The following is a 13,195-nucleotide window of genomic DNA, read 5'->3' as shown; positions in this document are numbered from 1 at the left end:
TCGGGGCGCGCTGTCGTTGTTGAGGAAACATCATGGGGACTCCTGCCCACAGACAAATTCACCTTGGTTCCCTAAACTGCTCGAGGACAGTGCAAGAGGGGGCGCTTCATGCAGATGTACGGTGCAAACACGGATGACCTCCGTGACGTTGCAAGCATGTTTGGAAACACGGGACGTCTTGCTGAAGACGCCCAGGTGATCACCGGCCGCGTCATGGGCGACCTCCTGTGGATCGGCAAGGACGCCGACACGTTCCGCGAGATGTACGCCGAACCCATCCCACGCCACCTCGCCCAGCTCGCGATCGAGCTCGAAGACCGTGGTCGCGACCTCTTCTACCAGGCCAACGAACAGGATGACGCCTCCGCAGCGAAGGGTCTCTCCTCGTTTGGTGCGATTGCGATGGCAGCGCTTGGCGCCAGCTTCGCGACCGGTGTCGAAGGCACCCTTGGTTCCCTCGCGCTCGGGATTGGCGGCCCGCTGGTCGGTCGTGCCGCCATGGAGATGGTGAAGGACAACGCTCGCGAGCGTGCGTTCGAACTCGCGATGGGTGCATTCGCACTCGACGGTTTTGACGGCATCGCCACCCTCGCGAGGATCCTTGGCGCCTACGCGCTGCTCTTTGGTCCGGCATCCCTCATCGGTCGCGGCGCGCTCGCCCTCCTCGCTGCGCTCGCAGATCTCATGCACTCGCCGGAGCCGAACACGGAGCGTCTCGAGAAACCGAAGGCGCCGAAGCATCTTGAGTTCATTGAGCCAGAGAAGTACCCGGACAACTACCCCTTCGAGCCGAAGGAAGAGCGCCAGTCATCCGGCGGCGCGAACAGCGGTGGTGGCGGTGCTGTTCCCTCCGACTGGAAGGGCGGCAGCGCTTCCACGGGCGAAGCGGCGAAGCTGCCGGCCCCCGGCGCTGGTCTCATGACGCAGCTCGCCTCGGGCGGTATGGGCGGCTCGGGCCGTGCACTTGGTGACGGTGTCTCGGCCTTCGGTGGTTCGGTTGCGGGCTCGGGCCAGCAGATGCCGCCGCTGTTGCTTGCCATCGGTGCGCTCGGTCTTGCCGGTGCTGCGGCCGCAACCGGTGTGACGGCTGCGAAGGCATTCAAGCGCAACAAGTCGGCAACCTCGGCTCGGTAGGCTCACGCCGCCGGGCGCGGGACTCCCCGGTGAAGGAGATGCGAGATGACGATGCAGCAGGCCCACGGGGATGCGCCGCAGGGTGAGCAGACGCCCGCGTTCACGCTCGAGCCAGAGCGCAATGCCGCCTTTGTTGGCCTCGGTGGGGGAGAACTCGCCCTGCTCGTGAGCATGGTTGGCACCCCGGCTTCGCGGCGTGTGCTCGAACTGCTCGGGCTGCATGAGCTCGCTGCCGACGCCAGGTGTCAGAGTCTCGCGGCGTCGTCCCTGTGCGCTCGGGGACTTTTGAAGCTCGAAGATGACGGCCGCTACCTGCCGCAGTACGCAGGCCTTGCGGTGGTCTACGTCGTCCGGGATGCCCTCAACTGGCTTGCCGCTTCGATGCTTGATGAAGATGTCGAGCGGAATGGCGTGATCGTCATCGAGTGCGCTGAGGGTGCGCTACTCCTCGAACGCGGCCAGCTCGATTCCTACCAGTTGAGCGTTGTGGATGGCTCAATGCCGATGGTTGAGATGCTCCGCGAGCTCGTCGACACGCACCTCGCGCTCGCCGAGGATGGCATCGTCGCTCTTGAAGCGAAGCGCGTCGATGCTGGCGATGTGCCAACTCGCACGCTCGCCATCCGCTTGGCTGAAGATGTCGAGGACGAGGCCATGGACGCCGAGCTCTACGACCTCGCAGTGGCACAGTTCACTGGCCCGCGCACACCCGAACCGATTCAGCATCACGGCTGCGATGGTGCGATCCTCAACCGCGGCCTCAGCAAGCTCGTGCTGCAGCGCACTTCGTGAGTTGGGGCGAGTGCGTCAAGACGTTGTGTTGAACGCATAGGGTGTGCCTGCATTTCGTCCTCGAGACTCAATGTTGGGAGAGCATCGTGAACCGCCGCTACCCGCCCGCAGGCAATGAAGCTGCTGCACGTGCCTCGGCTGCTCGGCGGAGCACCGTCGGCAAGGCCATCACGCTGCTGGCAGTTGTCTTCCTGCTTGTTGCGCTCGTCCTGGCAGCGCTCCGTGTGGGGCTCGCCTCGTGGGTAACTGGTGCGGCAGGCTTGGTCCTATTGCTCATCGGATTTCCGCTGTGGGTCGTGAGCGGGAATCGTTCCCGTGGGCCGCACCATTACCTCCCCGACGAATACGCGCCGCCGATGCAGCACCGCCCGAAGCAGAACGAGCGAGGCCAGACGATGGCGCACCGCAGCGAGAATCCGCGCGCCCAGCTCGTGGTCGCTCTCGTGACGGCACCGATCATGGTGGCCATCCTGACGTGGCTACTCTTCGTTGCGCTCGGTGCCGGAAACTGGCTGATGGCGGCAACAATGCTGGCCATCGGCGCCTTGCTCATCTTCTTGGTGGTTCAGGCTGGGGTGCGCTGCTCTCGAGCCCTCGAGTGGGACCGTCGTCACGGTCGTCAGGCGGGTGTGCCGGAATGGCGTGACTCTCGCTTGCCATAGGCCAAGATCTAGAACTGTTCCCGAAGTTCCATGGGGAGTTCTCCCCACAGACAAAACCGGTGCCTCTCCGTAGCATTGGCAGTGCTTACAGAGGGTTTGAATCAGCGAGGGGAACGCGCCCAATGGCCACTGGAATGTTCGGAGCGAATCCGGAAGAACTCGACGCCGTCGGCAATGAATTTGGTCTGGCGGGGGGCACGGTCACGGTCGCTGAAACGACCTCGGGCTCAGCAGTTCAGGGTGTGATCTGGTTCGGTATCGACGCGACGATCTTCAAGGCCGATTACCAGGCCACCGTCTGCACCCAGCTCAGCACGCTCACGGGCGTCCTCGAAGAAGTGGACGGCCGACTCCAGCAGCAGGCGCAGGACCAGACCGAAGCGTCGCAGGCCGGTGGCTCGGGTGGCGGTGGCTTCCTGAACAACCTCTTCAACAAGCTCTTCAACGGCGTCGTGAACGCTCTCAAGGGCATCTGGGACGGCTACCGCAACATCTACAAGCCGATCCTTGCCCTCGTGAAGGCACCGCGAACCGCGCTCGAACTCCTCACGATGGCAACCCAGTGGAACAAGCTGGGCCTCGACTGGCTCAACGGCTGGCGTCCGGGTAACGGCGTCAAGTTCTGGGATTGGGCCAAGCACACGGGTGTCGGTGGCCTCGAAGACGCCGCCAAGGCACTCAAGTTCCCCTTCGGCTACACCTACCAGTCGTTCCGTGCGCTCGGCGACACCCTCCAGGGCAACTGGAAGGCCGGCATCCTCAACGTCTTCGGCAACGACGCGCAGATCTTCAAGAGCGCCGTGGACGCGCTTCCGCAGGGTGCACGCGATGTCCTCGCCAAGTTCCCCTCGACCGGTCCCTCGCAGTGGCTTGAGTCTGGCCTGAACAAGGTTGGCATTGGCCAGGATGCCATCGAGAGCTTTACCGGCAAGGCTGGTCGTGGTCTCGGTAAGGGTCTTGGCGTTGTTGACCTCGCCGTGAACGGTGTCGAGACCGTGGGTGCGCTGAACAACGGCGACTACAAGAGCGCTGCCTGGAACGGTGCCCAAACCGTCCTTGCCGCTGGTTCGTTCGTGCCGGGGCCCGTCGGCGTCGTCTGCGCGGCTGGCAGCATCGGTATGACCGTGTACGAGAACCGTGAGGCCATCGGCAACGCAATTTCGACCGGATTCGACAACGTCTCGAAGGGCAAGTGGCCCTGGGGCTAGTTCGAATTTCCCGTTAACCCGGAGCGATACATTGTGCTGAACCGGGAAAGGGAAACGACATGACGACAGTCGCACAGAGCGGAACCCCGCTCGGCGGTCAGAACGAGACCCCGTACATGGGGTTTGGTGCCGCGGAGCTCCTCGCACTTGGCGCACGAGCCGGAGATGCCGAACAGTCTCTCTGGATGGAGGCCTTCGGTTTCATTCCTGAATGGCACACCCAGACTGCTCACCACCTCGGGTTTTCAAGCCTTGCTGCGCGAGAGATGATCGAGCTTGGCGAGGACGCCATGCTCTTGCCAGCGGGCCCGGCTGTGCTCGTGAGTGAAGTGCTCCACAACGTGAAGCATGCGCTCTATGTGGTTCCTGATCCGACGGTGAGTGAATCGTTCGTCGTACTGGTCTCTGAAGAGCACGCGCTGATCATGACTCGTCGCCCCCGCAAGGTCGTGCAGATCGCTCAGCTCGTCGGCGAGAGCATCCCCGAAGCGCTGGCGGAAGCGCTTGATGAGATTCTCAGCGAGAGCGGTGAGCTCCCTGTTCAGGTGACGGTGCAGTCTCTTGGAGCTGAGGAGCTCGGCGTCCTGAACCTCATGAACGATGAATCTGGCGAGGGGTACTACATGCTCCACGCGGATGCCGAAGGTCAGGTTGAAGCATCCCCCCTCACCGCGGATGAGTTTCCTGAACTGCTCGAGGAGATGCTCGAGCTCGGTGCGTTGCAGGCAGCTGAGGCTGACGACGATCAGGGCGATGTCGAATCGGCGGAGGCGGCTGTGAAGCAGGAGGAACAGTGATGGATCTCGCAGAAGTGTTCTCCGGCGGACCGCTTCGTCTCGGCGTGGGTGAGTATGCATGGCTCATCGGCTCGGGCTTGGGCACGTCGCCGCGCACGCTGCAGCTGGCAGGGATCGACGTCACTGAATTTGGCGATGAGGGTTTCGCCTTCGCGATGTCGAACCTCAGTGCTCGTGGCCTGTTGCGTGAGACGGGCCCGCAACCAGAGCGTATTACCGAGGTGTTCGATCACCTCGAGGATGAAGAAACAATGCCGGAGCCTGTCGGGCCGGCAATGGTCACCTTTTACGCCGCCAGCAATGCTCGCGGATGGATTCGCCACATGATTTCGACCAAGGATCGCATGGTGAGCGAAACCTTCATCACGCTCGCGGAAGACTTCTCGCTCGCGGCTATTGCCGGGCCGCTTCGTGAACGCACGATTGCTCCGTGGCCTCGAGGGGCGGAGCTCGCTTCGGTGCTGCAGCAGCTGACGGAATCGTCGCTCGCGCAGGTTCAGGATGCCTCGGTGTCGATCGAGTTCCTCAGCGCGGATGATGCTGCGACGTCAACGTTGTACGTCCGCAGCGCTGGGGAGGGTGAATACCAGCTCGCGACGCAGCACGGCGATGCGGCGCCCGAGATGCTCGCCGGAACCCACTCCAAGGGTGCGGTGGCTGACCGCACAGCCGGAATGCTGGACGAGTTTGAAGCCTCTCTGAACGCGTAGTTTCGGCTGGGTAGCGAGAGACCGCAGTACTTCGCGACACTGCACAGCTGTGTGCAAACGCAATCTGGACGTCATCCCGCCACAACAGTGAAGATTTCGCTCGCGAAATGGTGCCGTCGCGAGTCTGCGCCAGGAAATTCCGGACGCGGTCTCGTAATGCGATTGCGGGGATTGTTGTCGCGACCAGCGCAAACGGTGACTTCCCCGGAATATCGGGGAAGCACATGGGTACTCCTTCCCACTGACATCCGCTCACGGTCGGCCTAACCTGGCAGCAATACCGGGTGAGTGAAGGGTTTCGGGGGATGGCAACTGGCATGTTCGGTGCGAATACCGACGAGCTGCGCGCACTTGCAGGGGACTTTGGTGACGGCTCAGCGACGACGACCGAAGCTAAGGTCACCACGGCGACCGAGGTTGATGGCGTTATCTGGATGGGCATCGACGCAGAACGTTTCAAGATGCACTACGCGACGGCTGTCGCGCCAATGATCAAGAACCTTTCCATCAAGCTCGCACAGCTCGACGCAGACCTTGTCCGTCAAGCCGATGAGCAGGACGAGTGTTCCGATGGTCGCGGTGGTAGCAACAGCAGCAACCAAAACGGCCAGAACGGGCAGAACCAGACTGGCCAGAACGACCAGAATCAGAAGCAGCCCTCCTGGGACGACTACAAGGATTCTTGGCTCTACAAGCTCTACAAGGGTCACAAGGACCTTGTGAAGCTCATTAAGATGCCGCGCACCTTCATCGAGTTCGCTGAAATGCTCAAGGGAGGCCATGGCCTCTGGGGCGGTGGCTGGAAGGCGATGCGCGCCTTTGAAGAGGCCCTTACCGAATCAAGCCGTCTCCACAAGTGGAGCCGGCGGCTGGGTGACCTTCTCCAGCTCAACCCGCCGAAGGGATGGCCGCTGCCGAACCTCTCGCAGAAGTGGTCGAATTTCCTCACCGACAAGTTCGGAATCTCGCAGGGCTTGCAAGAGGGACTCTTCGGGAAGACCAACCGTGCCTTCGGCAAGACGCTCGGCCTTCTTGGTGTTGCGTTCGACGGGTACGACGCATTTAACAAGTTCCGCACCGGAGACAACGCGGGTGGCCTCTACTCGACCCTGAAGGGTGCTCTGGGCATCGGCAGCATGGTCCCCGGGCCAGTCGGCATTGGCTGTGCCACGGCGAGCACTGGCCTGTTCCTGTATGACAACCGCGAATGGATCGCCGAGAAGGCCGGCCAGCTGTGGGAAGGCACGAAGCAGGTTGCTGGCGATGTCTGGGAGGGTACGAAGCAGGTCGCGAGCGATGCTTGGGAGGGTACGAAGCAGGTTGCTGGTGACGTGTGGGAGGGTACGAAGCAGGTCGCGAGCGATACTTGGGAAGGCACCAAGCAAGTCGCCAATGATGTTGCTGAAGGTGCCAAGCAAGTCGCTGGAGACCTCGCTGAGGGAGCGAAGGACGTCGCTGGCGACATCGCCGAGGGTGCACAGAACATCGCCGATGAAGTGTCCAGCTGGGTCCCGCCGCTCCCGAAGATTGGGTGGTAGCGCGCTGCAGTTCACGCACGGGACACCCGTGTGCGGTACAAGCAAGGGGCATCGTCTTGCCCGCGAGGTGAGCGTTGCGGCTCGACATGAAAGATGGTGCCGATGACTGTTTCGACGCAGAACGATTTTGATCGTTTCGGAGCGCCAGAAGTGTTGGCCCTTGCCGTGCCGATCGCCGATGACATTCGTGAGCGGGTGCTGTCAGCCATTGGTATTGCGAGTGAGTTCGACACGCTCCCTATCCGTCAGTACGGCCTTTCCACACTCACTGCGCGTGGCATGGTCGGGACGCAGGGCGAGCACCTCGCTCCCACCGGGGCAGCGCTTGCTGTGAGCCTCCTCCTCGCGGATGCACACCATGGAGTGGTGATCATGCCCGAGGCTGAGTCTGCAGGCCCGGGCTTCATGGTGCTCGCCGGCGACCAGGCGCTTCTCGCGGTGACACGTCATCCCTATGGTTCGTTCGCCTTTGGCGTTGTTGGCACGGGGGATCCTTCGGCCGCACTTGATGAGGTGATTTCGCAGCTGTTTGAGGCAGGCGACGGAAGCCCCATCACGATCGCTAGCGAACGCTTCGCGGACGGGCACGCCCGAGCGTTCCGGCTCGTGAAGACGCCCCAGGGATTCGCGAAGCACGAGCTCGAGTCACACGTGACTGGCAACGAAGTGAACCTCGAGATGACGGCGGCTGAGCCGCTCAACGACGACCAATTCATGGACCTGATCGATGAACTGCTCAGCCGAGATGATGCGGATGCGAATGTCGACGGCAACCAGGAGGACCAGGCATGACCAGTGCATTCGGACCCGCAGCTGACCAGCCGAGCAACGTCTACCCCGGCGACAGCGCTGATCTCGCCGCCCTCTTCAACGGTCCCCAGAGCGATGACGGCTTCGTCGGATTCGGTGTCGCCGAGTTTGCTTGGCTGCTCGCAGCCTGGAGCGACTACGGAGACACGATCGTGCACCGTGCCGGTCTCAACCTCGACGAGGCCAGCGGAGCGCTCCTTTTCTCGGCGCTCGCCGCGCTCGCCGCTCGAGACATGCTCGACATCGATCCCGACCTCGGTGACCTCGAACTCAACGAAGAAGAGATCCCGGAGCCTGCTGGACCCGCACTGGCGGTCGCTCACGCAGCCATGGACGCCCGCTGCATTGTGCGCGTTGCGGCGATTGAAGGTGACCAGGCTGCAGAGGACCACTGTTTCCTGCTTGCGAGTGGCTACACCATCTGGGTGATTGCACTACCGACAGGTGCTCGTATGGTCACCGCCTTCGAGGATGGCGCACGACCGGTTGCAGCGGTCATCGTGCCAGCCGTGAAGCGGATGCTCGATGGAGCGGAGGACACGCGCACCATCGCGCTCGATATCAGCGACCCAAGCGTCGACGTCATCACGCGATCATTCCTTCGCGGCCGCAATGGAGTGCTCCGGATACTCCGTGACGGCGAACAGCAAGCGAGCGAGCTTGCCGACGCGGAACTGCATGACTACATCGTGTCAACGATCAAGCAGGCACGTCGCGTCTGATCTGAACTCCTAGGGCCTGAAAATGCCCCGTGAACAGGGCGCCTTCGGGGCTCGTTCGGCCTGTCCTCCGGGGAACACCCGGTGCTGGCCCCTAGGGTGACGAACATGACCGGCGATCCCCAAAACCGTTTCCCCTTCGACGACGGCCCGCAGGATGCCGATGGAGACGGTGAACGCTGCTACCAAATCGCCGAGTCGAAGCACATCACCGATGATCTCCAGGTCGTTGATGCGGTCTACACAGACGACGACCTCGAGGAGCGCCTCGACGACCTCACGGCACTGGACGACGACGCCGAATGACGCCGCTCGCGAGCAAGCGCTCGGCAGCTCACGAGTGCGGAGGAGGACGAGATGACGCAGCCGTGGCCGACTGAAGACGAGCAAGGCCGTTCGCTCGACAACGACACGCCGCCAGGAACTCTGATCTGGGTATCTGTGGCCATCGGAGTGGCCGCAGTGTTCGTCGGAGGTTACTTCATCGCGCAATCACTCGCGGATGCGGCTGCAGATCCTTGGCAGCCGGTTGTGTACGCAGCGATCACGCTCCTGTTCGTCGTGAATTCGATCCTCGGCGTCCGAACTGGCATTCGTACCAGGCGTTACCTTCGTGCGAGGGGGCTCGATGACCGAGGGCGGCCACTGCCTCGGTAGTGAGAGCCTGGTCTGATGGATCGCGGCACGTCGCTCACCATGGGTACTCCTTCCCGCTGACATCCGCTCACGTTCGGTCCAACCTGGCAGCAATACCGGGTGAGTGAAGGGTTTCGGAGGACGGCCACGGGCATGTTCGGTGCACACACCGACGAACTTCGGGCGATTGCAGAGGAATTCGGCGACGGCTCGTCGACGGCGAGCGAAGCCAAGGTGATCACTGCACGCGAGGTCGACGGCGTCATGTAGATGTGTATCGACGCAGAACGTTTCAAGGCGCACGACGCGATCGCCCGTGCGCTCGAAGCACGCCTCGAGGCGCTGCTCGACGCTGAGCGCCGCAGTGCAGACGTAGGGTGACGAACACTCGACGCAGTCCAAGCCGCAGCTGACGCCCGGCTCCACCCGGCCTGAAAATGCCCCGAGAACAGGGCGCCTTCGGGGCTCGTTCGGCCTGTCCTCCGGGGAACACCCGGCGCTGGCCCTAGGGTGACAAACATGACCGGCGATCCCCAGAACCGTTTCCCCTTCGACGACGGCCCGCAGGATACCGACGTGCCAGCGCCTCGAATCAACGAGCAGCAGGCTCCGGCTCCGATGGCCGACTTCGGCGAACCCACCGCGGAAGCTGCCCCCGCAGCGCCCGAGCGCATGGGCGAGGTACGCGACGCCGATCTCGCGCAGGCGCACGACGCGATGGCAGGTGAGCAGCAGGACGCCGCGCAGGATGACCGCCTCGCACACGCTGTCGCTCGCAGTCGCACGATTGACCCCGACCAGGGCGTGAACTCGACGCGCAGCCTCGACGATGTGCGCGATGCATACGCTGCGGAACAGGGCACACGCGCCGAATCGCTCGACGACATCGACCGCGGCGCGGAAGCGGATGCCTTCGCGATGCCTGCAGCTGCCCCCGCAGCCGAGGCTCACGACGATGCGACTCAGGCCGCGCAGCACGAGCCCGCCGAGCAGGACGACTTTGAGGGCGAGCCCACGGTTGCCATGGACCCGGAACAGCTTGCTGCGCTCCGCGCTGAGCACAGTGGGCGAGACCGCGGGGACGACGAGCTCGACGGCATCGACGACACCGCCGACGCAGCGTACGCTCCGAAGCCCGCCGCCGCGCCTCAGGCCGAGGCGGAAGGCGAGCCGAGCCTTGCTGATGACCTCCGCGCCGAAGCTGTTGCGGAACACGAACAGCAGGATGCTGTCGCAACGGACGAGACCGTCGCGGATGGCAGCCACGCTGGCGTTGTCGCGGGCACCGCAGCCGGAGGCGCCGCAGCCATTGCCGCAGCGGCCGCCGCACACCGCAGTCACGATGGACTCGCCGACGCCGACGCCGACGCCGTCGAAGGACCCGACACCCACGAGGAACACCGCCGCCGCACCGTCGAGATCGACCGCACCCGCAGTGACCGCGCCGCAGCCCACCGCGACGACGGCACAGCCTTCGCGCCGCTCTCGGTGCAGGAGGATGACGAGCCGCTTGAGAAGCCCGCAAAGCGCAGCAACCGTGGCTTCGGCATACTCATTGCATTCTTCTCGACGCTCATCCTCGGTGCCGCTTACACTGCGGTGATCGCGCTCTACCGTCGTCTCTACACTCCGCAGGATGACCTCATGGGCACGGTGATGAGCTTCATCCCGAGCGCCGAGTTCTGGATGCCGGTTGCCGTGTTCTTCCTCTTTGGCATCCTCTGGGCGCTCATCGTGAACCGCGCCGGATGGTGGTCGTACATCATTGGCGGTCTGCTCGCGGGTCTTGCAACGGCCGCGGCCTACCCCTTCGGCTACCTCGTGCAGCAGGGCATCAACACCGGTACGTGGAACTTCGGAGCTTTCCAGGACGCACTCCTGAAGCCTGAGCACCTCGCGCCGATCCTCATCGCCTTCATCCTTGGCCGCGAAATCTTCACCTGGGTTGGTGGCTTCGCAGCCCTCCGCGGCCGCCGCCTCACGAAGAAGCACCGCACCGCCACGAGCGACTACGAGCGCGCCCTCGCAGACCGTGAAGCTGCACGCATCGAGGCGAAGCGCGATGTTGCTGACAGTGAGGTGCAAGCTCGATGAGCACCGCCGCTGCGCGACGACTCAGTATGCCGGGAGAGGAATTCCCCTCGCTGCCGAGCGTGAGCCTCGATGTGCCCGAGGGATGGGAATCCTTCGTGTGGGCAGGCGCCGTCATGGGCGTCAAGCACCGCGTGAGCACCGGCGGTTTTGCACCCAACGTGCTCGTGACCATCGAACGCTGGCCGGGTGAGATCTCTGACGACGACGCCGAGCAGGTGCTTCGGCAGCGAATCCAGGCCGCCCGCGGCAAAGAGCTCGACAGCTCACGCGATGCCGAAGGTCTGAGTCTCGGTGCTGAACAGCGTCATCCGCAGCACGGCACGATGCTCGTGCGCTACCGCCAGCAGATCGTACGTCACCGCGGCATGACGGATGCCATCACGGTCATTGGCACTTTCACGAAGCTGCAGCAGGATGGCGTGGGGGAGGAGATCCGCGGGATCGTTGACTCCCTCCGTGTGAGCGCGTCGTGAGTCCTGCGCCTGGCGAAGCCACCGCTGGCGACCACGACCACGACCGCATGGGCGGCGCGATCGGATGGGCGGCCGGTGCGGCCATGGCTTACCTCGCGCTCGTGTTCACCACGTGGGGCTTCCTCTCGCTCTTCCTCGAGCGGGATGTCGTTCCCGAGGGTCACTCGCGCTTCATGTACCCGATCGCGACAACCGTCGCGATCCTGCTCGTCGCGATCCTTGTCGGTGTCCCGCGTTACACGGGTATCCGCCGAGATCGGGCAGAGCCGTCGCGCCAGTTCGGTGCCGCGATCGCTGGTGCTGGGTTTGTCTGGCTCGTGTTCGGTGCCGTTGTTGGGCTCGTCGCGATGATCGCGCCGGGGCCGGGAGACCTTGGGGGAGCGCTCGGCACTGCGGTCGGTCTCGGCCTCCAAGACTTCGCTCCGGTGATTCCGATTGCCGCCGCACCGATCCTTCTCATCGCCCGCGTCCTCATCGCTCGAGGCCCCGGCGCGTCCCGCGCTTGACCGTGTCGAAGATCCGCGGTTAGGATTCGTCAGTGCGCACTTTTTCGCGCGCCAATTTCCCGAGCGAACACGCCCGAGCGGAAACGCTCCCGGGCAAACGCCGAGGAAGAGTGAGGTCCACCGCACTGCCGGTGCCCACTCCGCCGACCAGCGATACAAGCTTGTAGGTATTGCCGGTGGGTTATGGGAAGCAGAACGTGCTTCCGGGAGCAAGCCTCCCCGAATCCGAGCAATACACAACCAGGAGACTCAACAGTGCCAACTATTCAGCAGCTGGTCCGTAAGGGCCGCAGCCCCAAGGCGACGACGTCGAAGACGCCGGCCCTCAAGGCCAACCCGCAGCAGCGCGGCGTCTGCACGCGCGTCTACACCACGACCCCGAAGAAGCCGAACTCGGCTCTGCGCAAGGTCGCACGTGTGAAGCTGTCGAACGGTACCGAGGTCACCGCCTACATCCCCGGTGAGGGTCACAACCTCCAGGAGCACTCGATGGTGCTCGTTCGTGGCGGCCGTGTGAAGGACCTCCCCGGTGTCCGTTACAGGATCGTCCGCGGCGCGCTCGACACGCAGGCCGTGAAGAACCGTAAGCAGGCTCGCAGCCGTTACGGCGCAAAGATGGAGAAGAAGTAATGCCTCGTAAGGGTCCCGCCCCGAAGCGCCCCGTTGTCGCCGACCCGGTGTACGGCGCGCCTATTGTGAGCCAGCTCGTCAACAAGATCCTCATGGACGGCAAGAAGGGTCTTGCCGAGCGCATCGTCTACGACGCGCTTGAGGGTGTTGCCGCTAAGACCGGCCAGGATGCCGTCGTTGTGCTCAAGAAGGCACTCGACAACGTTCGCCCGACGCTCGAGGTGCGTTCGCGCCGCGTTGGTGGTTCGACCTACCAGGTTCCGGTTGAGGTCAAGCCGCACCGCGCCAACACACTCGCCCTCCGCTGGCTCACCGACTACGCAAAGGCTCGCCGCGAGAAGTCGATGACCGAGCGTCTTCAGAACGAGATCCTCGACGCCTCGAACGGCCTCGGTGCAGCGGTCAAGCGCCGCGAAGACACGCACAAGATGGCTGAGTCGAACAAGGCGTTCGCACACTACCGCTGGTAATTTCCTGCAGGTGCGC

General features: G+C 63.6%; 16 protein-coding genes. All 16 read left to right on the top strand.

Annotated features, from left to right (window positions below; translation table 11 throughout):
- Positions 1-108 precede the first annotated feature (108 nt).
- Positions 109-1,134 (top strand): hypothetical protein, encoded by a 1,026-nt coding sequence (locus ZAL01S_RS04740; RefSeq protein WP_066080491.1) that lies wholly within the window; start codon positions 109-111, stop codon positions 1,132-1,134.
- A gap of 45 nt (positions 1,135-1,179) precedes the next feature.
- Positions 1,180-1,926, top strand: coding sequence for a hypothetical protein (locus ZAL01S_RS04735; RefSeq protein ID WP_066080488.1), 747 nt, complete (start codon positions 1,180-1,182; stop codon positions 1,924-1,926).
- An 86-nt stretch (positions 1,927-2,012) separates the two neighbouring features.
- On the top strand, positions 2,013-2,588 hold the full coding sequence (locus ZAL01S_RS04730) for a hypothetical protein (RefSeq protein ID WP_066080486.1): 576 nt from the start codon (positions 2,013-2,015) through the stop codon (positions 2,586-2,588).
- A 122-nt stretch (positions 2,589-2,710) separates the two neighbouring features.
- Positions 2,711-3,796: a hypothetical protein gene (locus ZAL01S_RS04725; RefSeq protein WP_159421587.1), complete on the top strand. Its 1,086-nt coding sequence runs from the start codon at positions 2,711-2,713 to the stop codon at positions 3,794-3,796.
- A 59-nt stretch (positions 3,797-3,855) separates the two neighbouring features.
- A complete protein-coding gene (locus ZAL01S_RS04720) occupies positions 3,856-4,593 on the top strand; it encodes a hypothetical protein (protein WP_066080480.1) in 738 nt (245 codons plus the stop codon).
- Positions 4,590-5,303 carry a hypothetical protein gene (locus tag ZAL01S_RS04715; RefSeq protein ID WP_159421586.1) on the top strand — a complete coding sequence of 238 codons (714 nt, stop codon included), beginning with the start codon at positions 4,590-4,592 and terminating at the stop codon, positions 5,301-5,303. The genes ZAL01S_RS04720 and ZAL01S_RS04715 overlap by 4 nt, the downstream gene beginning before the upstream one ends.
- A 305-nt stretch (positions 5,304-5,608) precedes the next feature.
- Positions 5,609-6,841 (top strand): hypothetical protein, encoded by a 1,233-nt coding sequence (locus tag ZAL01S_RS04710; RefSeq protein ID WP_159421585.1) that lies wholly within the window; start codon positions 5,609-5,611, stop codon positions 6,839-6,841.
- A gap of 102 nt (positions 6,842-6,943) precedes the next feature.
- On the top strand, positions 6,944-7,633 hold the full coding sequence (locus tag ZAL01S_RS04705) for a hypothetical protein (RefSeq protein ID WP_159421584.1): 690 nt from the start codon (positions 6,944-6,946) through the stop codon (positions 7,631-7,633).
- Positions 7,630-8,373, top strand: a complete 744-nt coding sequence (locus tag ZAL01S_RS04700; RefSeq protein WP_066080467.1) for a hypothetical protein — start codon at positions 7,630-7,632, stop codon at positions 8,371-8,373. The genes ZAL01S_RS04705 and ZAL01S_RS04700 overlap by 4 nt, the downstream gene beginning before the upstream one ends.
- Before the next feature lie 105 nt (positions 8,374-8,478).
- Positions 8,479-8,676 (top strand): hypothetical protein, encoded by a 198-nt coding sequence (locus ZAL01S_RS04695; RefSeq protein ID WP_066080465.1) that lies wholly within the window; start codon positions 8,479-8,481, stop codon positions 8,674-8,676.
- Positions 8,677-8,727: 51 nt separating this feature from the next.
- Positions 8,728-9,027 carry a hypothetical protein gene (locus tag ZAL01S_RS04690; RefSeq protein ID WP_066080462.1) on the top strand — a complete coding sequence of 100 codons (300 nt, stop codon included), beginning with the start codon at positions 8,728-8,730 and terminating at the stop codon, positions 9,025-9,027.
- Between the two features lie 498 nt (positions 9,028-9,525).
- Complete coding sequence (locus ZAL01S_RS04685) at positions 9,526-11,100, top strand: DUF4199 domain-containing protein (protein WP_066080459.1); 1,575 nt, start codon at positions 9,526-9,528, stop codon at positions 11,098-11,100.
- Positions 11,097-11,573: a hypothetical protein gene (locus ZAL01S_RS04680; protein ID WP_159421583.1), complete on the top strand. Its 477-nt coding sequence runs from the start codon at positions 11,097-11,099 to the stop codon at positions 11,571-11,573. Before ZAL01S_RS04685 ends, ZAL01S_RS04680 begins: the two co-directional genes overlap by 4 nt.
- Positions 11,570-12,079, top strand: a complete 510-nt coding sequence (locus tag ZAL01S_RS04675; protein WP_066080454.1) for a hypothetical protein — start codon at positions 11,570-11,572, stop codon at positions 12,077-12,079. Before ZAL01S_RS04680 ends, ZAL01S_RS04675 begins: the two co-directional genes overlap by 4 nt.
- A 255-nt stretch (positions 12,080-12,334) precedes the next feature.
- Positions 12,335-12,709, top strand: a complete 375-nt coding sequence (gene rpsL / locus ZAL01S_RS04670) for a 30S ribosomal protein S12 (protein WP_066080451.1) — start codon at positions 12,335-12,337, stop codon at positions 12,707-12,709.
- Entirely contained in the window at positions 12,709-13,179 is a 471-nt protein-coding gene (gene rpsG / locus ZAL01S_RS04665) for a 30S ribosomal protein S7 (protein ID WP_066080448.1), read from the top strand. The genes rpsL and rpsG overlap by 1 nt, the downstream gene beginning before the upstream one ends.
- Positions 13,180-13,195: the final 16 nt, after the last annotated feature.

Origin of the sequence: [Zimmermannella] alba NBRC 15616 (assembly GCF_001570905.1) — a bacterium.
In the GTDB taxonomy this organism is placed as follows: domain Bacteria; phylum Actinomycetota; class Actinomycetes; order Actinomycetales; family Microbacteriaceae; genus Pseudoclavibacter; species Pseudoclavibacter albus.
The sequence above is the reverse complement of the archived record's forward strand: the minus strand, read 5'-3'. Positions and strand labels throughout refer to the sequence as shown.